The 18,070-nt window shown below is 69.5% G+C and carries 19 protein-coding genes; 5 read left to right on the forward strand and 14 right to left on the reverse strand.

The window, feature by feature from the left end; translation table 11 throughout:
- Positions 1-40 precede the first annotated feature (40 nt).
- Positions 41-1,048: a 1,2-phenylacetyl-CoA epoxidase subunit PaaA gene (gene paaA, locus AC1HC7_RS14120; protein WP_479497396.1), complete on the reverse strand. Its 1,008-nt coding sequence runs from the start codon at positions 1,046-1,048 to the stop codon at positions 41-43.
- A 129-nt stretch (positions 1,049-1,177) separates the two neighbouring features.
- Between paaA and AC1HC7_RS14125 the strand changes: the two genes are divergently transcribed.
- Positions 1,178-1,612 carry a PaaI family thioesterase gene (locus AC1HC7_RS14125; protein ID WP_479497395.1) on the forward strand — a complete coding sequence of 145 codons (435 nt, stop codon included), beginning with the start codon at positions 1,178-1,180 and terminating at the stop codon, positions 1,610-1,612.
- A 211-nt stretch (positions 1,613-1,823) separates the two neighbouring features.
- Here AC1HC7_RS14125 and AC1HC7_RS14130 read toward each other — a convergent pair whose 3' ends face one another.
- From AC1HC7_RS14130 to AC1HC7_RS14180, 11 genes are all read right to left on the reverse strand, one after another.
- Positions 1,824-3,065 (reverse strand): CaiB/BaiF CoA transferase family protein, encoded by a 1,242-nt coding sequence (locus tag AC1HC7_RS14130; protein WP_479497394.1) that lies wholly within the window; start codon positions 3,063-3,065, stop codon positions 1,824-1,826.
- A 31-nt stretch (positions 3,066-3,096) separates the two neighbouring features.
- Positions 3,097-4,194: a PaaX family transcriptional regulator gene (locus AC1HC7_RS14135; protein ID WP_479497393.1), complete on the reverse strand. Its 1,098-nt coding sequence runs from the start codon at positions 4,192-4,194 to the stop codon at positions 3,097-3,099.
- A 101-nt stretch (positions 4,195-4,295) separates the two neighbouring features.
- Positions 4,296-5,633 carry a sensor histidine kinase gene (locus tag AC1HC7_RS14140; RefSeq protein WP_479499139.1) on the reverse strand — a complete coding sequence of 446 codons (1,338 nt, stop codon included), beginning with the start codon at positions 5,631-5,633 and terminating at the stop codon, positions 4,296-4,298.
- The gene (locus tag AC1HC7_RS14145; RefSeq protein WP_479497391.1) at positions 5,634-6,293 is read right to left on the reverse strand and encodes a response regulator transcription factor; all 660 of its coding nucleotides are present in this window, start codon (positions 6,291-6,293) and stop codon (positions 5,634-5,636) included.
- A 585-nt stretch (positions 6,294-6,878) separates the two neighbouring features.
- The gene (locus AC1HC7_RS14150) at positions 6,879-7,187 is read right to left on the reverse strand and encodes a DUF2842 domain-containing protein (RefSeq protein ID WP_479497390.1); all 309 of its coding nucleotides are present in this window, start codon (positions 7,185-7,187) and stop codon (positions 6,879-6,881) included.
- 13 nt (positions 7,188-7,200) lie between these two features.
- Positions 7,201-8,493 carry an adenylosuccinate synthase gene (locus tag AC1HC7_RS14155; protein ID WP_479497389.1) on the reverse strand — a complete coding sequence of 431 codons (1,293 nt, stop codon included), beginning with the start codon at positions 8,491-8,493 and terminating at the stop codon, positions 7,201-7,203.
- A 95-nt stretch (positions 8,494-8,588) separates the two neighbouring features.
- Positions 8,589-9,452: a DUF6544 family protein gene (locus AC1HC7_RS14160; RefSeq protein WP_479497388.1), complete on the reverse strand. Its 864-nt coding sequence runs from the start codon at positions 9,450-9,452 to the stop codon at positions 8,589-8,591.
- A 111-nt stretch (positions 9,453-9,563) separates the two neighbouring features.
- A complete protein-coding gene (gene serA, locus AC1HC7_RS14165; RefSeq protein WP_479497387.1) occupies positions 9,564-11,156 on the reverse strand; it encodes a phosphoglycerate dehydrogenase in 1,593 nt (530 codons plus the stop codon).
- Positions 11,157-11,256: 100 nt separating this feature from the next.
- Complete coding sequence (locus AC1HC7_RS14170) at positions 11,257-12,432, reverse strand: phosphoserine transaminase (protein ID WP_479497386.1); 1,176 nt, start codon at positions 12,430-12,432, stop codon at positions 11,257-11,259.
- Between the two features lie 162 nt (positions 12,433-12,594).
- Positions 12,595-13,038 carry a DUF1801 domain-containing protein gene (locus tag AC1HC7_RS14175; protein WP_479497385.1) on the reverse strand — a complete coding sequence of 148 codons (444 nt, stop codon included), beginning with the start codon at positions 13,036-13,038 and terminating at the stop codon, positions 12,595-12,597.
- A gap of 53 nt (positions 13,039-13,091) precedes the next feature.
- Positions 13,092-13,841 carry a SpoIIAA family protein gene (locus AC1HC7_RS14180; protein WP_479497384.1) on the reverse strand — a complete coding sequence of 250 codons (750 nt, stop codon included), beginning with the start codon at positions 13,839-13,841 and terminating at the stop codon, positions 13,092-13,094.
- Between the two features lie 164 nt (positions 13,842-14,005).
- Between AC1HC7_RS14180 and AC1HC7_RS14185 the strand changes: the two genes are divergently transcribed.
- Complete coding sequence (locus AC1HC7_RS14185) at positions 14,006-14,923, forward strand: DMT family transporter (RefSeq protein WP_479497383.1); 918 nt, start codon at positions 14,006-14,008, stop codon at positions 14,921-14,923.
- A 122-nt stretch (positions 14,924-15,045) separates the two neighbouring features.
- Positions 15,046-15,900 (forward strand): alpha/beta fold hydrolase, encoded by an 855-nt coding sequence (locus AC1HC7_RS14190; protein WP_479497382.1) that lies wholly within the window; start codon positions 15,046-15,048, stop codon positions 15,898-15,900.
- A gap of 62 nt (positions 15,901-15,962) precedes the next feature.
- Here AC1HC7_RS14190 and AC1HC7_RS14195 read toward each other — a convergent pair whose 3' ends face one another.
- Positions 15,963-16,607, reverse strand: a complete 645-nt coding sequence (locus AC1HC7_RS14195) for a hypothetical protein (protein ID WP_479497381.1) — start codon at positions 16,605-16,607, stop codon at positions 15,963-15,965.
- A 169-nt stretch (positions 16,608-16,776) separates the two neighbouring features.
- Positions 16,777-17,193 (reverse strand): DUF7282 domain-containing protein, encoded by a 417-nt coding sequence (locus tag AC1HC7_RS14200; protein WP_479497380.1) that lies wholly within the window; start codon positions 17,191-17,193, stop codon positions 16,777-16,779.
- Between the two features lie 151 nt (positions 17,194-17,344).
- Here AC1HC7_RS14200 and AC1HC7_RS14205 point away from each other — a divergent pair, with 151 nt between their 5' ends.
- Complete coding sequence (locus tag AC1HC7_RS14205) at positions 17,345-17,851, forward strand: RNA polymerase sigma factor (RefSeq protein WP_479499140.1); 507 nt, start codon at positions 17,345-17,347, stop codon at positions 17,849-17,851.
- Positions 17,848-18,070: anti-sigma factor family protein (locus tag AC1HC7_RS14210; RefSeq protein WP_479499141.1), on the forward strand; the 223-nt coding region annotated here is incomplete at its 3' end. The genes AC1HC7_RS14205 and AC1HC7_RS14210, both read left to right, overlap by 4 nt.

Consider the following 18,070-nt stretch of genomic DNA (forward strand, 5'->3'; position numbering starts at 1 on the left):
CGGCGGCGGCCAGGGGCGCGCCGGGGCGCCTGTCGCGCCGTCACTCCGCCGCCTGCCGCGCGGCGGCCTTGCGCGCGCGGCGTTTCTCGGCATGGGCCAACGCCGCCTCGCGCACCCAGGCGCCCTCGTCCCAGGCCTTGCGCCGGGCCTTGATGCGGTCGCGATTCATGGGGCCGCCGCCTTTCACCACGCGCCAGAATTCATCCCAGTCGATGTCGCCGTGGTCGTAGCCGCCCTTGCCGCCGTTCTTCTCCGGGTTCCATTTCAGGTCGGGATCCGGGATCGTCAGCCCGAGATATTCGGCCTGCGGCACGGTGGCGTCGATGAATTTCTGGCGCAGCTCGTCATTGGAGAACCGCTTGATCTTCCACTTCATCGACTGCTCGCCATGGGCGCTTTCGCTGTCATGCGGGCCGAACATCATCAGCGCCGGCCACCAAAGGCGATCAAGCGAATCCTGCGCCATGGCCTTTTGCGCCGCGGTGCCCCGGCACAGGGTCAGCAGCAATTCGTAGCCTTGGCGCTGATGGAAGCTTTCTTCCTTGCAGACCCGGATCATGGCCCGCGAATACGGCCCGTAGGAACAGCGGCAGAGCGGGATCTGGTTCATGATCGCGGCGCCGTCCACCAGCCAGCCCACCGCGCCCATGTCGGCCCAGGTCAGCGTCGGATAGTTGAAGATCGAGGAGTATTTCGCCCGCCCGTCCAGCAATTCCTCGGTCATCTGGTCGCGGCTGACGCCAAGGGTTTCGGCGGCGGCGTAAAGGTAGAGCCCATGCCCGCCCTCGTCCTGCACCTTGGCCAGCAGCGCCGCCTTGCGCCGCAGACTCGGCGCGCGGGTGATCCAGTTGCCCTCGGGCAGCATGCCGACGATCTCGGAATGGGCGTGCTGGCCGATCTGGCGGATCAGCGTGCGCCGGTAGCCCTCGGGCATCTCGTCATTGGGCTCGATCTTCTCCTCGGCGTCGATTCGCGCCTGGAACCGGGCGAGGAACGCCTCATCCTCGTCGGTGGCGCCGTCCGCGCCGATCAATCCCTGAGAATACATGCTCGTCCTCCGCGTCTGGGCCCAAGCCCGAAATCAGCCGCTTGCCGCATCCCGGCAGGTGTAGCAGACTTATATGTGACATGATTTCGATTTTCAACTTTGATGTGTAACATATCCATGGAGCGGAAAATGGATGCGGAGTTCGGGCTGACGGAAATGCAGGCGCTGCTGGGCGAGGTGTTCGCGCCATGGGTGCAGGATCTGGGGCTGCGGGCGACGGAGATCCTGCCCGACGGCGCGGTCTTCGCGCTGCCCGCCAACCCGCGGCTGGCGCGCGGGGGCGCCGGCGCGCCGGCGGTGGTCTGCGGCCAGGCGATCGGCGCCGCCGCGGACACCGCCTCGGTGCTGGCGCTGAGCGCGCTGAACGGGCGATTCCGCAACTGCACCACAGTGGACATCACCGCGCATTTCCTGCGCCCGCTATTCGTCGGAGACGTGGAGATCCGGGTGAGCGCGCTGACCAACGGCCGCCGCATGGCCACGACGCGGGCCGAGTTTCGCGCCGCGAGCGGCGGCAAGCTCGCCGCCACCGCAACCTGCGCCTTCGTCTATCTCGAGGACTGATCCCAACGCCCGCGCAACCAGCCGGCGCCCGCCGAGCGGGCATTCCATTTGCGAAGACCGCAGTCACAAGGCGCCGCGCCCGCGCGCGTTCCGCGACAGCCGAGAGCCCGCGGGCGCGAGTCGCCCCGGCATCCGGCATCCGGCGAAGCCGGGCGCCGAGTCGGGCGCTGAGTCGGGTGCTGAGTCGGGGCGAAAGCGCGCGGCGCCGGGATCAGATGGCGCCGTCGCGGCGCAACGCGGCGATGGCGTCCTCGCTCAGGTCCAGAGCATCGGCCAGCACCTCTTCGGTGTGCTGGCCCAGCAGGGGCGCCGCGCTGTCGTAGCGAATGTCGGCGTCGGAAAAATTCAGCGGATTGCCGACGCCGGGGATCGATCCGGCCAGCGGGTGCGGGGTTTCGATCTTCATGCCCCGCGCCAGCACCTGGGGTTCCTCGAACGTCTGGTCAATGGCGTTGAGGCCGGAACATGGCACCCCGGCTTTCGGCAGCGCCGCCAGCCAGTGGGCGCGGGGGCGTTCGGCGATCTTTGCGGCGATCGCCTCGGCCAGCGCGGCGCGGTTGGCGTTGCGGGCGCTGACCGTGGCGTAACGCGGATCGTCGGCCATGTCCGCGCGGCCGAGAAACCCCATCAGCGCGCGGAACTGGCGATTGTTGCCCACGGCGATGATGATCTGGCCGTCACTGGCCGCAAAGGGCTGGTAGGGGGCGAGGTTGGGATGCCATGCGCCGGTGCGGGTCGGCGGCGTGCCGCCGATGAACCAGTTCATCGCCTGATTGGCCAGCCACCCCACCTGGGTGTCGAGCAGCGCCAGGTCGATATGCTGGCCGCGCCCGGTGGCGTGGCGCTGGTTGAGCGCCGCCAGGATGCCGATGGTCGCATACATGCCGGTGGTCAGGTCGCTGATCGCCAGCCCCACGCGCTGCGGCCCGGCGCCCGGTTCGCCGTCGGGCTGGCCGGTGATGCTCATCAGCCCGCCCAGCGCCTGGATCAGGTAGTCGTAGCCGGGTTGGCTGGCCATGGGGCCGGTCTGGCCGAAACCGGTGATCGAGCAGTAGATCAGCCGCGGATTCAGCGCCCCCAGGCTGGCGTAGTCGAGCCCGAGTTTCTTCAGCCCGCCGACCTTGAAGTTTTCCACGAAGATGTCGGCGCGCGCCGCCAGATCGCGGACCACCTGCTTGCCCGAATCGGTCTTCATGTTCAGGGCGATCGAGCGCTTGTTGCGGTTGGCCGAGAGGAAATAGGCGGCCTCGCCGGTCTCTGCGCCCGATGCGTCCTTCAGCCAGGGCGGGCCCCAGTGGCGGGTGTCGTCGCCGCCCTCGGGGTTTTCCACCTTGATCACCTCGGCGCCGAGATCGGCGAGGATCTGCGTGCACCACGGCCCTGCCAGCACCCGGGTGAGGTCGAGCACGCGCAGGCCGGCGAGCGGGCCGGGCTTGGGGTTGGGGCCGGTCATGGGCGTTCCTTGCATTGGTCCTGGTCTGGCGTCATGGGCGGTCCGGCGGGCCGCCGAAGCGTTGGCTCAGCCCCTCGCCCGCAGGCGCATGGGCGCTGAAATCGCCGTGATCCGCATGGAGGTCGAGCCAGGCCTCGGAGGCCGGGACCAGCCGCCAGTAGAGATCGCGCACCAGCGCGCGGGCGGTCTCGCCCGGCCAGTCGGCGGGGCGCAGCGCCAGCGGCAGGTCCGGGTCGCGCAGCACCGCGCGCCGCCACTGGTGGATCAGCAGGCAGCGCGCGGCCATGGCGTCCAGCGGCGAGGGCGCCGGGTCGCGGCGCAGCCCGCGTTCCAGCACCCCGGCCAGCGCGATCAGGTCATCGAGGCGGCGCGCGGCGGCCGCGGCGGGCCAGAACCGGGCGATCAGCGCCGGGGCGATGCGGGCGCCGCCCGGCGGCGTTTCAAGCACCGAGGCGTGTTCGGTCAGCGCCGCCTCGATGCCGCCGTCGCAAAAGCCGTCAAGCGGCGCGTCGGTGGCCGGTCGCATCCAGACCTCGGCCGCCACCCGCCCGAAGCCGCAGGCGGCGAGGCCGCGCGCCCGCGCCTCGTTGCGGGCGCGGTCATGCAGGATCAGGGTGATCCAGCCGCCCTGCCAGCGCGGCGGGCCGGCGGCGTAGATGCGTCGCGAGGCGATGTCCAGCTCGGCGCGCTTCTCGGGGGTGAAGGCGTAGTAGCTGGCCCGGCCCCGGCGTTCGCGGATCAGCCAGCCGTCGCGCGCCAGCCGCGACATGGCGGTGCGCAGGGCGCCCGGCTCCAGCCCCAGACGGTCGGTGACCTCCTGCAGCGCGCTCAGGCGCATGACCCCGCCGCGCGGGATCGCCGCATCGCCGAACATGGTCACCACCACGGACCAGACCAGCAGGCGCTCGCCGCCGGATCCGGCGGGGTTTGCGGTGGATTTGCGGGCGTTGGCGCGGGGGCCGGGCCTGTGGTCGGACGCGTCGGCGGCGTCTTCGCCGCACTGGCCCCCGAGCGTCGCCAGCGCCGTGGCGATCGCCTCGGACAGCGTCGCGGGATCCGCTGCCGCCGGCGCGGGCCGCGGGTCGGCGACACGGGATGTCCCGGGCTGGGAATGGCGGTTGGCGATCATGCCGGGACCGTCGCAGACCGTCGCGCGCCGCGCAAGACCGCTTGGCCGTGCGGCGCCGCGCGCCCAAGCGGTCCTGCGGGAGGTCGCGTCAAATCAGCAAACTACAGCCGGGCCAGCGGCAATTCCACGCGCACCATCAACCCGCCAAGCGGCGAGCGATCGAGATCCAGCCGCCCGCCATAGGCCTCGACGATGTCGGTGGCGATGGCCAGACCGAGCCCGGTGCCAGGCGTGGTTTCGTCAAGCCGCCCGCCCACGCGCAGGGCGTCGGCGCGCTGGTCCTCGGGGATGCCGGGGCCGTCATCCTCGACCTGGATCCGGGCGCGGTCGCCGACGGCGCGGGCCGAGACCCGCACCTGGCTCACCGCCCATTTATGGGCGTTGTCGATGAAATTGCCGAGCAGCTCCTCGATGTCCTCTTCCTCGGCGCGCACGCGCAGCCCGTCGGGGATGTCCACGGTGAACTCGATTTCGCGATCCGCGTAGATGCGCGACATCACCCGCCCCAGCCCCCTGGCCAGCGGCGCGATGTCGGCCGAGGCGCCGGGCGCGTTGGCGCCGGCGAGCCGGGCGCGCGCGGTGTAGCGGGTCATCAGGGATTCGATGCGGTCCAGCGCGTTGCGCATCTCCGGCGACGGGTTCTCCATGGTCTCGAGTTCGTTGCGCAGGATCGCGGCGGGGGTCTTGAGCGCATGGGCGAGATCCGCCGCCTGCCGCCGCGCCCGGCTGATGATCTGGGTGTTGCGCTGCAAAAGGTCGTTGAGGTCGTCCACCAGCGGTTCGATATCCGAGGGGTAGCTGCCCTCGACCCGGTCCGCGTCGCCGGTGCGGTAGTCCCAGAACGCGGCGCGCAGCGTGGTCAGCGGGCGCAGCGCCATGCCGGTCTGCGCCGCGCCGGCCAGGATCAGCGAGGCCCCCAGCCCGATCAGCGCCCCGAACAGGTTGCGGCGGAATTCCAGCTTGTCGCGGGACAGGGTCACCAGCGCCTCGGCGGCGTAGATGCGCCAGCTGCCGGCATGTTCGGCGCCCGGCTCGATCTTCACCGGGCGCACGAGCACCTTCAGGCGGTAGCCCTCGGGGGCGCGCGCCAGAAACGCCGCCTCGCGCTTGAGGTTCTTGATCAGGGGCAGGGTCTCGTCGCCCAGCGAGGGCGAGCGCAGCAACCGCCCGTCCGGGGTCGATATCTGCCAGTAATCTCCGGCGCCGGTGGGCTGGTGGGGCTGTGAATCAGAACTGGACTGTTCGCCCTGGTCCAGCGCGCCGGAACGGATCAGCGTCTCCATCTGATTGAGCCGGGATTGCAGCTTGCGGTCGAAGGCCCGCCTGGAAATGTCGTCGAAGGCGGAAACCAGCACGTAGCCGCTCAGCCCCACGGCGAACAGTATCCAGACGAGACCGCCAAGAACGGCCCGCGCCCGCAGCGACAGATTGATCAACAATCAGGTTCCGTCGAACTGGTATCCACGGCCCCTGATGGTGACGATGATCTTGGCGCCCAGCTTGCGGCGCAGACGCCCGATGAACACCTCGATGGTGTTGCTGTCGCGTTCGGTGTCATAGCCGTAGACATGCTCTGACAGCTCGGTGCGCGACACCACCTTGTCGCGATGCGCGATCAGGTAGCCCAGCACGTTGGTTTCCTGCGCGGTCAGCTGCACCGAGACGCCATGCATGGTCACCCGGCCGGACCGGGTGTCGAATTCCAGCCCGCCCTGGCGGAAGACCGGGTTCGCCTGCCCCGAGGACCGGCGGATCAGCGCCCGGAGCCGCGCCAGCAGTTCGTCCATCTGAAACGGCTTGGTGAGATAGTCGTCGGCGCCGCTGTCCAGCCCTTCGACCTTGTCGCGCCAGCTGTTGCGGGCGGTCAGGATCAGCACCGGCGCCTTGACGCCGCTGTCGCGCCAGTCGCGCAGGACCGAGTGGCCGTCCTTCTTGGGCAGCCCCAGATCCAGAACGATGGCGTCATAGGGTTCGGTGGACCCGAGAAACCCGCCTTCTTCGCCGTCGCCCGCGATGTCGACCACACGGCCTTCGCGTTCGAGAGCGCGTTGCATTTGCGACGCCAGAACAGCTTCGTCTTCTACAACCAATACGCGCATCAGATCCTCCGAAATTTCTTCTGCACCTGTACGCCGGGCAGAAATCACACGCAGTCACCGAAGCTTAACCCAAATACGTGAGGGTATACAACTCCGCATTGCTTATTGAATGCAGGCTGAACGAATCGGCCGTTCATGTTGCGGAATGACATGCGCATCTTTGAACAATTTCTGAACAAAATTACCGTTGCACATTCAGCCAGAAGGTGTAACAAATTGTGGCATAGCGTCCAATGGTCGCTCAAAGCGACTGTTTTCGCACCAGACTTTTGCGTACCAGGGACGATGAGTAGCGGTTGCGTCCATAGTCGGCCGGGGTTGGGTTTGCTTCCCGTTCCCAGACCGGCGGATTAGAAGTTTCGGGGTCCCCCAACCCCGAAAAAGAGGTTCCGGGGCGTTGCACACCCCCAGCTTTTCGCTTGGTCCAACCTCAATGGACCAGCGTCAGGCACATCCCACACACACCCGTGGCGCTTCGGAACCTCACCCTCCCCCCGCAAGGCGAAATTCACCGTTCCGTCCGAGAACCGCAGCCGCGTCAACCGGTTGACGCCGTCGGCGCCGGCGATTCGCAGCGTCGTCGGTTCAGTCCGCAGGATCGTCCTTGTCAGGCCCGGCATGATTATGGCCCCCACAGCCAACATCCTGATTGCGCCCGGCTTCCGGCCCGGCCTGGGCATCCGCAAGCGGGTCCGCCTGACCGATTCCAGAGAAGATCCGCCGAAACGGCAGCACCCAAATCACTCCCATGATGATGTAAACTGCAATTTCGACCAAAATGTGGGGACGGTCGAAAAGACCTATGACCGTGACCGCCCCAATCACGTAGAGCGGCAGCCATACAACCAGAAGCAGAATCGACAATCGCCGCTTCGCAACATAGCTCAGCGCCATGGCTCTCGCCTCCTCAATCCACGAACGGGTCGGTCACGAGGATCGTGTCGTCCCGCTCCGGGCTGGTGGACACCAGCGCCACCGGGCAGCCGATCAGCTCCTCGATCCGGCGCACGTATTTGATCGCCGCCGCGGGCAGTTCGGCCCAGGACCGCGCGCCCTCGGTGCTGTCGGACCAGCCCTCCATGCTTTCATAGACCGGCGTGGCGCGGGCCTGCAGGTCGGAGGCCGTGGGCAGGTGGTCGATGACCGCGCCGTCCAGTTCGTAGCCGGTGCAGATGCGGATGGTCTCGAACCCGTCGAGCACGTCGAGCTTGGTCAGCGCGATGCCGGTGACCCCGCCGATGGCGCAGGTCTGGCGCACCAGCACCGCGTCGAACCAGCCGCAGCGGCGCTGGCGCCCGGTGACGGTGCCGAATTCATGGCCGCGTTCGCCCAGCCGCCGGCCGTCCGCGTCGTGCAGCTCGGTGGGGAACGGCCCCTCGCCGACCCGCGTCGTGTAGGCCTTGACGATGCCGAGCACGAAATCCACGGAGCGCGGCCCGACGCCCGACCCGGTCGCCGCCATGCCCGCCGTGGTGTTGGATGAGGTGACATAGGGGTAGGTGCCGAAATCCACGTCCAGCAGCGCCCCCTGCGCGCCCTCGAACAGGATGCGATCGCCCTTGCGCTTGCGTTCGTTGAGTATTTTCCACACCGGCTGCGCGAAAGGCAGGATCTTCGGGGCCACGTCCAGCAGCGCCGCCTTCAGTTCGGCGCGGTCGATCGCCGGCGCCTCCAACCCCTTGCGCAGGGCGTCGTGATGGGCGAGCAGGCGGTCGAGCCGCGACTCCAGCGTCGCCTCGTCGGCGAGGTCCGCGACCCGCACGCTGCGCCGCCCGACCTTGTCCTCATAGGCCGGGCCGATGCCCCGCCCGGTGGTGCCGATCCTGCTTTTGCCCGCGGCCTCCTCGCGCATCAGGTCGAGGTCGCGATGCACCGGCAGGATCAGCGGCGCGTTCTCGGCGATGGCGAGATTCTCCGCCGTCACCGCGACGCCCTGCGCCGCCAGCCGGTCGATTTCCGCCAGCAGCGCCCAGGGGTCGAGCACCACGCCGTTGCCGATCACCGACAGCTTGCCCTTGCGCACGATGCCCGAGGGCAGGAGGCTCAGCTTGTAGACCGCGCCGTCGATGACCAGCGTGTGCCCGGCGTTGTGGCCGCCCTGAAACCGCACGATCACGTCGGCGCGCTTGCTCAGCCAGTCCACAAGCTTGCCTTTGCCCTCGTCGCCCCACTGGGCGCCGACCACAACCACGTTGGCCATGAGCCAGTCCTTTCACGTCGGTGATTACGCCGCCTTCTATCAGCCGGGGCGAAACGCGCAAACCGCAAATGCGTCGCGCAAGGGGGGACGGGGCGCTAGAGCCGGTTCAGGCCGGCCCAATCGCGGATTTCGCCGCGCCAGTAGATGAATTCGCCGCCGTTCAGCAACCAGGCCGCCTCGCCGCGCCGCGGAAGCCGCCGCCGCGGCGGATGGGGGCCGAATTCAGGAGCCCCGAGCGCGCCGCCGAACATCGCGTGGTCGCTGAAACGCGCGCGCCAGGGGCGCCGCGCCATGCGGCCGTTCTCGGCGCGCGGACGAGACGGGGTCTCGGCCGCGACCACGTCGCCCGCGGCGTTCAGCGTGAAGATCATGCGCTCCGGGCCGGCGGGGCCGTCGGCGCTGACCTCCAGCCGGTTTTCGCCCGCCGCGCGCCAGCGCAGCGCCGGGTTGCCGGCCATGGCGTCGGGCGCCCAGGGCAGTTCGGCGAGGTAGCGCAGCAATTCGCCCGCCGCGGTGTCGTCGTCATCCTCGCGCGCCAGCGGCAGGCCGGCGAACAGGCGCGCCTCCAGCAGCCCCTGGCCGTTGGCGAGCGCATCGACGACCCGGATCGGCAGCAGCGGCGCCAGCCTGCCGTCGGCGATCCACAGGAAGGCCGGCGCCCCGGCGGCGACGATCTGCTCGGCGCGCATGGGCAGCCAGCGCCCGCCGGGTTTCAGTCGCATTTCGCAAATCTGGGTGAACCGGGCCAGCCGCAGCGGCGCGGCGGCGTCGACGCCGGCGCGCGCGATCAGCGCCCGCACGGGCGCGATGGTTTCGGGGCGGCGAGACCCGGGGGCGGGCGATTCCGCCAGCGCGTGGCGCAATTCGCGTATGCGGGCGGCGAAGCTCTGCCGCATCATGCCCAGAAACAGCGCCGCCACGGCGATGGCGAGAAGAACGGCGAATCCTGGGATCTGCATGGCGGCCCTCTTGGTTGAGCCTCGTTCTCCGCCTTCGAGCCGGGTTTCGCAACCGCTATTGCGGCCGGCGACGCGCGCCCGGCCCGGGTCGAATCGGGCCGGGCGCGATCGTCAGAAGGTCAGCGCCTTGGCCTGTCGCACCTGCGGCAGGGCGGCGATCTCGGCCAGCATGGCGGGCGACAGCGCGCCGTCGACGCCGAGCAGGGCGATCGCCTCGCCGCCCATCTCGGCGCGGCCCAGCGCGAAGGTGGCGATGTTGACCTCGAGATCGCCGAGCTTGGCGCCCAGCGCGCCTATGTAGCCGGGCGTGTCGGTGTTGACGGTGTAGAGCATGAAGGGCTGCGGCGAGGCCTCCAGCCCGATGCCCTTGATCTGGATGACCCGCGGCTTGCCGTCGGAAAACACCGTGCCGGCCACCGATCGGGTCTGCGCCTCGGTGGTCACCACCAGCCTGACATAGGATCCGTAGGCGCCCTGCGCGTCCTTGCGGGTTTCGGCGATGCGCATGCCGCGTTCGCGCGCCACGATCGGGGCCGAGACCATGTTGACCCCGCCCTCGCCCACCAGCGGCTTGAGCATGGCGGCGGTGACGGCGCAGGTGAGCGGCTTCAGGTTCAGATCGCCGACCCGGCCCACGTATTCGATCTCGATTTCCTTGATCGGGTTGTCGGTGACCTGCCCGGCGAAACCGCCCAGGGTCTCGCACAGCGCGATCCAGGGCTTCAGGATCGGCGCCTCCTCGGCGGTGACGGAGGGGGCGTTGATGGCGTTGGCGATCGCGCCCTTCATCAGGTAGTCGGACATCTGCTCGGCGACCTGCAGGGCGACGTTTTCCTGGGCCTCGGAGGTCGCGGCGCCCAGATGCGGGGTGCAGACGATGTTGGGGGCGTCGAACAGCACGTTGTCCCTGGCCGGCTCCTCGGCGTAGACGTCGAAGGCGGCGCCGGCGAGCGCCCCGGATTTCAGCGCCGCGGCGACGGCGGCCTCGTCCACCAGCCCGCCGCGCGCGCAGTTGATCAGGCGGGCGCCGGGCTTCATTTTCGCGATCCGCCCGGCGTCGAGCAGATTGGCGGTGCGTTCGGTCTTTGGCAGGTGCAGGGTGACGAAATCGGCGCGGGCGAGCAGGTCCTCCACGTCGTCGATCTTCTCGACGCCCAGTTCCTGCGCCCGATCGGCGCTGAGGAACGGGTCATGGGCGATCACCTTCATGCGCAGGCCGATGGCGCGCGCAGCGACCACCGCGCCGATATTGCCGCAGCCGATGACGCCAAGCGTCTTGCCGGTGATCTCGGCCCCCATGAAGCGGGATTTTTCCCATTTGCCGGCGCGGGTGGAGGCGTCGGCGGCGGGGATCTGGCGCGCGCAGGAAAACAGCATGGCGATGGCGTGCTCGGCGGTGGTGATGGAGTTGCCGAAGGGCGTGTTCATCACCACGACGCCGCGCGCCGAGGCGGCGGGGATGTCGATGTTGTCGACCCCGATGCCGGCGCGCCCGATCACCTTGAGGCGATCGGCCCGCGCGATGATTTCAGCGGTGGCCTTGGTGGCGGAGCGGATGGCGAGCCCGTCATAGCGGCCGATGATCTCGGCCAGCTTCGCCGGATCCTTGCCCAGATCAGGCAGGAAATCGACCTCGACGCCGTTGTTGCGGAAGATCTCGACGGCGGCTTCGCTGAGCTTGTCGGAGATGAGGACCTTGGGCATGTGACTGTCTTTCGCGAGAATTTCCAGGGGGGGCCGGCCGGCGGCGCCGCGACGGTCGCGAGCGCGGCGCGCGGCCGGCGCAGCAAGGTTTTCGCCTGTGTCAGGCCGGCGCGAGTTCGGATTTCGCGACCTCGAAGGCCCAGTCGAGCCAGGGGGTCAGGGCCTCGACATCGGCGGTGTCCACCGTGGCGCCGCACCAGATGCGCAGCCCCGGCGGCGCGTCGCGATAGCCGCCGATGTCAAAGGCGGCGTTTTCCGTTTCGAGCAGCGCCGCGAGGCGTTTTGCGAAGGCGCGCCGATCGGGTTCGTCCAGCGCCGCGATCGCCGGATCGGCGATTTTCAGGCAGACCGAGGTGTTGGAGCGCAGCGCCGGGTCGGCGACCAGGTTGGCGATCCAGGCGGTCCGGTCCGCCCAGCCCTGCAGGGCGGCGAAATTGGCGTCGGCGCGGGCGCGGGCGCCGGGCAGGCCGCCGATCGAATCGACCCAGTCCAGCGCGTCGATGCAGTCGGCGACGCAGAGCATCGACGGGGTGTTGATGGTGGCGCCCTGAAAGATCCCCTCGATCAGCTTGCCGCCCTTGGTCAGCCGGAAGATTTTCGGCAGCGGGCGGTCGGGCGCGAAGCTTTCCAGCCGTTCGACCGCGCGGGGCGACAGGATCAGCATGCCGTGCGCGCCTTCGCCGCCGAGACCCTTCTGCCAGGAGAAGGTGGCGACGTCGAGCTTGCGCCAGTCCAGATCCTGCGCGAACGCCGCCGAGGTGGCGTCGCAGATGGTCAGGCCTTCGCGATCCGCCGCGATCCAGTCGGCGTCGGGCACGCGGGCGCCCGAGGTGGTGCCGTTCCAGGCGAAGACCACGTCGGCCTCGGCGCGCACCGCGGCGAGATCCGGCAGCGCGCCGTACTCGGCCTTCAGCACTCGCAGGTCGTCGAGCTTCAGCTGGTCGCGAATGTCGCCCGCCCAGCCGGCGCCGAAGCTTTCCCAGACCAGCACGTCGACGGGGCGCGGGCCGAGCAGCGACCACAGCGCCATCTCCACCGCGCCGGTGTCCGAGGCGGGCACGATGCCGACGCGGTACTCCTCGGGCACGCCGAGCAGCGCCGCGGTGCGATCGATCGCCGCCTTGAGCTGGGCTTTCGGCGCGGCGGCGCGGTGCGAACGGCCCAGGAGAGCTTTCGCCGCGACCGCGTCAAGCGACCAGCCGGGATGTTTGGGACAGGGGCCGGACGAAAATCCGGCGCGCGCAGGCAGAGCCTGCGGCTTGGGGGGGAACGTCATGGGACGCGCTCCATCGTCAGGGCGAGATTGCTGAGCCCGCCGCCGCTCGCCCTTGTCCGACGACGCGCCCACCGGCTGGATAGGGCGCGTCGGGGGGCGAGGTCAAGCGGGAAAATGTCGCTTTTCGCGCCTCGCGCGTCGCGTTTCGGCCCGCGCAGGCGGTCAGCGGGCGCGGCGCTTGTCGCGATGATAGGTGAGGGCGAGCCCGATGCAGGCAAGCAGCGGGGCCTCGGGCGACGGACGGGCCGCCGACAGGATGATCCCCCGCGCGCCCTCGTAGACGAGTTGATCGGGAAACAGCCTGCGATAGCTGTCGAGCAGCGTCGTGCGGCAGTTGACATACAGCCCGAAGCGATCTGCGGGCGGGGGCTGGCCCGATGCCCAGCCGATGCGGATGGTGCTGCCGGCGCGACTGGCCTCGGTCAGATAGGCGGGTTCGCCCCATTTCAGCGTTTCGGTCAGCGGGCCGACGCCGTCGATGCCGGCGGCGGCGGAGAAGATCAGGCGGCGCAGGTCCAGCAGGGCCGGGCGCAGGGGATCGGGCGCGGCGGCGAACGCCGCCGCCACCTCGGCCGGCATGGGCGGGCGCGGGGGGCTGTCCTGCATGGCTGACCTGCGGCCTGCGCCGCGCGGATCGGCGGCGGGCGCAGGATGCGGCGTCAGGCGGCGGCGATCCAGCGTTTCGCCTCCTCGATCTCGGCATCGTGAAACAGCCGCACCGGCGCCGGCATCAGCGCCGCGAACAGCTTCACCCCCTGGCGGATCCAGCCGATGTCCGAAACCAGCGCCAGCCTTTCGAAATCGCCGAGATGCGCCATGCCGAAGCTGGCGTCGTCCCACATGGCGCCGGCGGTGTAGCTTTCGAATTCCGGACCGCACCAGTAAAGCACCCGGACCTTGCCATGGGCCTTGATCTTTTCCAGCAGCAGCGGAATCAGGGTTTCCTCGTAATCGGCGGCGCTGATCACCCCCTCGGCGCTGACCGCGGCGACATTGGGCGCGAAGCCCTCCAGCACCCGGAACCGCCCGGCGCGGGGGATGTCGGCGCCGGCCCATGCGCGGGCCGCGTCCAGTTGGTCATGGGGGAAATGCCGGATCTCGGCGGCGACGAAATGCCCGGCCAGCGCCGGACCGGCGGAGGCGAGAGGGCTGTCGCTGACCAGCGCCACCCTGGCGAGCTTGCGGTGATGATCGCGGATGAATTTCAGATGCGCGGCGAAGGCGGCGAAATCTTCCCAGCCGGGGAAGGTCTTCGCGGCGATGACCAGGCCTTTCAGGTCGCCATGATCGCGCAGATGGCTGTCGATGCGTTCGGCGAGATCGGCGAAATCCTTCGCCGAGAGGCCGGTGCGGACATCGGGGCGGATCACCGCGACGCCCTCCTTTTCATGCAGGTCGAGACGGATCATCCTTGCCTCCCTTGACTGTCAGGCCGGATCGGAAAGCCCAAGGATAGGCCGGTGCGCAGGGGGGACAATCCCGCATGGCGTCGCGGGCGCCCGCCGGCGCGGCGCCGACGACGCCGCTTGACCTCGCCGTCGCGGCGCCACAGACGGGCCGGATGTTGTCCCGCATGGTTTCCGCCACCCCCGCCGCCGCGCTCAACTGGGCGATGCTTTTGCTGTTGTCGCTGATCTGGGGCGGGGCGTTTCTTGGCGTTGAGCTGGCGCTGCCGGGATTTCCGCCGATGACGCTGGCGGCGATCCGCATCGGCATCGGCGCGCTGTTCGTGGCGCCGCTGGCCTTCGCGCTGGGCGCCGGGCTGCCGGGGCTGCGCGATCCGACCGGGCGGCGGATCTGGCTGCATTGCCTCGGCATGGCGCTGTTTTCAAACGCCTTGCCCTTCACGCTGCTGAGCTGGGGTCAGCAATACGTGAGCGCCGGATTCGCCGGCATCACAATGGGCGCGGTGCCGTTGCTGACCCTGCCGCTGAGCCACCTTCTGGTGCCGGGCGAGACCATGAGCCGCCGCAAGCTGATCGGCTTCGCCATCGGGTTCGGCGGCGTCGCGGTGCTGATCGGGCCGGGCGCGCTGGCCGGCGGCGACGGCGGGCTGGCGCTGACCGCGCAGCTTGCCTGCGTCGCCGCCGGGTGCTGCTATGCGATCGGCATGGTGATCACCCGGTTGTGCCCGCCGGCGCCGCTGGCGTCGTTCAGCGCCGCCGCGCTGATCCTGGCGACGCTGATCCTCACCCCCGCGGCGCTGATCGTCGAGCGGCCCTTCGACCTCGACCCGTCGGGCGAGGCGGCGGCGGCGGCGCTGTATCTGGGGCTGTTTCCCACCGGGCTGGCGACGCTGCTGCTGGTGAGCGTGGTCAACCGCGCCGGACCGCCGTTTCTGAGCATGGTCAACTATCTGGTGCCGGTCTGGGCGGTGCTGCTGGGCGTGGCGCTGCTGGGCGAGGCGGTGGAGTGGCGTTTTGCGCTCGCGCTGGGGCTGATCCTGCTCGGGGTGGCGGTGGCGCAGAAGCTGATATTGCGCAACCGCTGACCGCCGGAGGCGCATTCGGCGCTGTATCTGCGCCGAAACTTCCCTAGATTGGTCGGATTCCGTTCGACGCGCGGGCCACAACGCGGCGCGAACGCCATGAAACCGAACAGGGAGACCATTCGATGAAACGCATCTTCAAGACAGTCGCCGGCATCGCCGTCGCGGCGCTGACGGGCGCCGCCGCGCAGGCCGAATCCGGCGATCGCTGGCTGGAGCTGCCCGACCTGCCGCCCATGCCCGAGGCGCGCGAAAGCGGCATGGCCCCGGTCAACGGCATCCAGATGCATTACGCCGTCTACGGCGAGGGCGACCCGGTGCTGCTGATCCATGGCGGGCTGGGCCATGGCGATGTCTGGGGCGCGCAGGTCAAGCGGCTGATGGGCTCGCGCAAGGTGATCGTCGCCGACAGCCGCGGGCATGGGCGCTCGACGCGCAACGAACAGCCCTTCGGCTACAGCCTCATGGCCTCGGATTATCTGGCGCTGCTGGATTTCCTGAAGATCGACAAGGTCGCGCTGGTGGGCTGGAGCGACGGCGGCATCATCGGGCTCGACATCGCCATCAACCATCCCGAACGCCTGACCCGGCTGTTCGCCCACGCCGCCAATTCAACCACCGACGGCGTCGATCCGGCGGTGGAGACCGACGCGGTGTTCGGCCAATACGTGGAAAAGATGGCGGCGGAATACGAACGCCTGTCGCCGACGCCGGACCAGTTCGGCGCCTTCGTCGAACAGATCTCCAACATGTGGGCGACGCAGCCCGCCTACACCGACGCGCAGCTGGCGGCGATCGACGTGCCGGTGGACATCGTGCTCGGCGATCATGACGAGGCGATCACCAAGGTCCACACGCAGCATCTCGTGGACACGATCCCGGGCGCGAAATACATCGTGCTGGAGGGCACGAGCCATTTCGCCATGCTTCAGGATCCGCAGGGCTACAACAGCGCGATTCTGAATTTCCTCGCCCGCTGACGGGATCGGGGGGGGGTCGGGGCGGTTTCGGGGGACGCCGGCCACGGCGCCCCCCGCTTTCATCAATCCGCCGCGAAGCAGTAGAACAGCCCGGCGCCGCCGGTGGATTTCAGCGCATCCTGACTGCAGCCGCGCGAATCATGGGCGGAGTTCCAGGAAACATTGCCGCCGCCGTGGCGGTCGTGATGGCCGAGCCGCGCCGCGCCCTCGTCGGAGCTTGTCCAGTTGCTGCAGGTGCGGTCCTTCTCTTCCCAGGGGAAATACGCGGTGCCGTCATCCTTGGTTCCGGTGAGCATGTCATGGCGATTGGGCCGGTCGCCGCGCCCGTTGACGATATCGCCGTTCTCGTCCAGCGCCGTGCGCTTGACCAGATTGGGCCCCAGATGCAGCTGGTCGAGATCGACGGCGATCAGTTCGCCGCGCGCGTTATGCCACGGCCCGGCGCCGATCCGGTCGCGGGCGGAGATCCCGCGCTTGCCGTCCTCCTGGGTGCTCAGATAGGCGCGCCACACCCGCCCCTTGGTCCCGGCGGCCTCGGCCAGCTTGGCGCAATAGGCGTCGGCGCCCTCGAGCCCGCCGAGATCGGCGCCGTTGCCCATGCCGCTGCTGGTGACGAAGAAGCTCATGGGATGCTGGGATTCGGCGGCGAGCGGCGCGGCCCCGAGGCAGACGACGCCGGCCGCTAGCAGTGTCTTGGCGAGAAGCATTTCGCATTCCTTTCCAAATGACGCGGCGAACCGGATCGAACGAATCGATCGGGGCGAATTGGATTGGGCGAAGGCGAGGCGCCGCGAACCGGGCCTGACGCCGATGCTGACACCCGCCGGACCGGCGGACAAGCCGTCGCGGGGCGAAACCGTCCGCCCCGCGATCACCTCACTTGATCTTGATCGGCTTCACCACCGGCTTGCCGTCGACGATCACCGGCTTGTCGTTGGCCACCGCGCCGGGGCCGAATTCATAGACGCCGATCTTGCCGTCCTCGTGATGCAGCATCGCGATCACCACGTCGCCGGGCCGGGTCGGCGCATCGAGCGTCACCCGCACGCCGCCATTGGCGCCGTCCTTCAGCGCCGCGTGGCCGATGGAGCCGGGCACGACCGGCTTGCCGTCGCGGGTGGCGTGGATCACCAGCCAGCCGCCGCCGGGCATGGTCGCGCCGTCCACCACCAGCGACGCCCCGGCGGGCTGGGGCGATACGCTGAGGCCGGGCGCGGGCGGCGCGGCGGGTTCGGTGGCGCAGGCGGCCAGCGGCAGGGTCAGCGCCAGCGCGGCGAAAATGGATCTCGTCATGGGTCTCTCGGCTCCTTGTCGGTTGCGTTTCGGGGCGGGCGGACCCCCGCTCCGAACAAGGGACGCCGCATCTGCGGGCATTATTCCGTTTTTTGTGGAATGCTTCGCCGGGCTCGGGCGTCCATGGGGCGAAAAAGGGAGATTCCGCGCCGTGACCGACCGCAACGCTCTGATCGAAAGCTGCATCATGGACCTGCGCCGCTACGCGCTGGCGCTGTGCCGCGACCGCGATCAGGCCGATGATCTGGTGCAGGACACCGTGGCCCGGGCGCTGTCGCGCTGGTATCTGCGCAAGGCCGGGAACGAGGTCCGCCCCTGGCTGTTCGCGATCCAGCGCAACCTGTTCCTGAGCGGGCGACGGCGCGACACGCGGGGCCTGCGCATCTTCGACCCGGATTCGACGGCGGAGGGCGTCGGCGGCGGCGCGCCCGACGCGGCGCTGGAGCTGCGCCAGGCGCTGGCGATGATCGACATGCTGCCCGAGGACCAGCGCAGCGCCGTGATGCTGGTGAGCGTCGAAGGGTTTTCCTATCGCGAGGCGGCGAAGATCATGGCGACCCCCGTGGGCACGGTGATGTCGCGACTGAGCCGGGGGCGGGCGCGGCTGCGCCAGCTCGCCGGCCCGGCGCGCGAAACCAGACTGAGGAGAGTGAAGTGACCAACGGCCACAGACCCGTGGGCGAGGACGACCTGACCGCCTATCTCGACGGCGAGCTTCCGGCGGAGCGCCGGGCGCTGGTGGAGGCCTGGCTCGCGGAGCGCCCGGAGGCGCAGGCCCGCATGGCGCAGGATCGCGAGATCGCGGCGCGGCTGCGCGCGGGGCTGGCGCCGCTCGCCGACGCGCCGGCCCCCGACCACCTGCGGCTGGCGGCGATCC

This window comes from Oceanicella sp. (genome assembly GCF_056449545.1).

Bases quoted from the DNA above. Each gene is read 5' to 3' on its own strand.
- paaA (WP_479497396.1), bottom strand. From the start codon at position 1,048: ATGTATTCTCAGGGATTGATCGGCGCGGACGGCGCCACCGACGAGGAT.
- AC1HC7_RS14125 (WP_479497395.1), top strand. From the start codon at position 1,178: ATGGATGCGGAGTTCGGGCTGACGGAAATGCAGGCGCTGCTGGGCGAG.
- AC1HC7_RS14130 (WP_479497394.1), bottom strand. From the start codon at position 3,065: ATGACCGGCCCCAACCCCAAGCCCGGCCCGCTCGCCGGCCTGCGCGTG.
- AC1HC7_RS14135 (WP_479497393.1), bottom strand. From the start codon at position 4,194: ATGATCGCCAACCGCCATTCCCAGCCCGGGACATCCCGTGTCGCCGAC.
- AC1HC7_RS14145 (WP_479497391.1), bottom strand. From the start codon at position 6,293: ATGCGCGTATTGGTTGTAGAAGACGAAGCTGTTCTGGCGTCGCAAATG.
- AC1HC7_RS14150 (WP_479497390.1), bottom strand. From the start codon at position 7,187: ATGGCGCTGAGCTATGTTGCGAAGCGGCGATTGTCGATTCTGCTTCTG.
- AC1HC7_RS14155 (WP_479497389.1), bottom strand. From the start codon at position 8,493: ATGGCCAACGTGGTTGTGGTCGGCGCCCAGTGGGGCGACGAGGGCAAA.
- AC1HC7_RS14160 (WP_479497388.1), bottom strand. From the start codon at position 9,452: ATGCAGATCCCAGGATTCGCCGTTCTTCTCGCCATCGCCGTGGCGGCG.
- serA (WP_479497387.1), bottom strand. From the start codon at position 11,156: ATGCCCAAGGTCCTCATCTCCGACAAGCTCAGCGAAGCCGCCGTCGAG.
- AC1HC7_RS14170 (WP_479497386.1), bottom strand. From the start codon at position 12,432: ATGACGTTCCCCCCCAAGCCGCAGGCTCTGCCTGCGCGCGCCGGATTT.
- AC1HC7_RS14175 (WP_479497385.1), bottom strand. From the start codon at position 13,038: ATGCAGGACAGCCCCCCGCGCCCGCCCATGCCGGCCGAGGTGGCGGCG.
- AC1HC7_RS14180 (WP_479497384.1), bottom strand. From the start codon at position 13,841: ATGATCCGTCTCGACCTGCATGAAAAGGAGGGCGTCGCGGTGATCCGC.
- AC1HC7_RS14185 (WP_479497383.1), top strand. From the start codon at position 14,006: ATGGTTTCCGCCACCCCCGCCGCCGCGCTCAACTGGGCGATGCTTTTG.
- AC1HC7_RS14190 (WP_479497382.1), top strand. From the start codon at position 15,046: ATGAAACGCATCTTCAAGACAGTCGCCGGCATCGCCGTCGCGGCGCTG.
- AC1HC7_RS14195 (WP_479497381.1), bottom strand. From the start codon at position 16,607: ATGCTTCTCGCCAAGACACTGCTAGCGGCCGGCGTCGTCTGCCTCGGG.
- AC1HC7_RS14200 (WP_479497380.1), bottom strand. From the start codon at position 17,193: ATGACGAGATCCATTTTCGCCGCGCTGGCGCTGACCCTGCCGCTGGCC.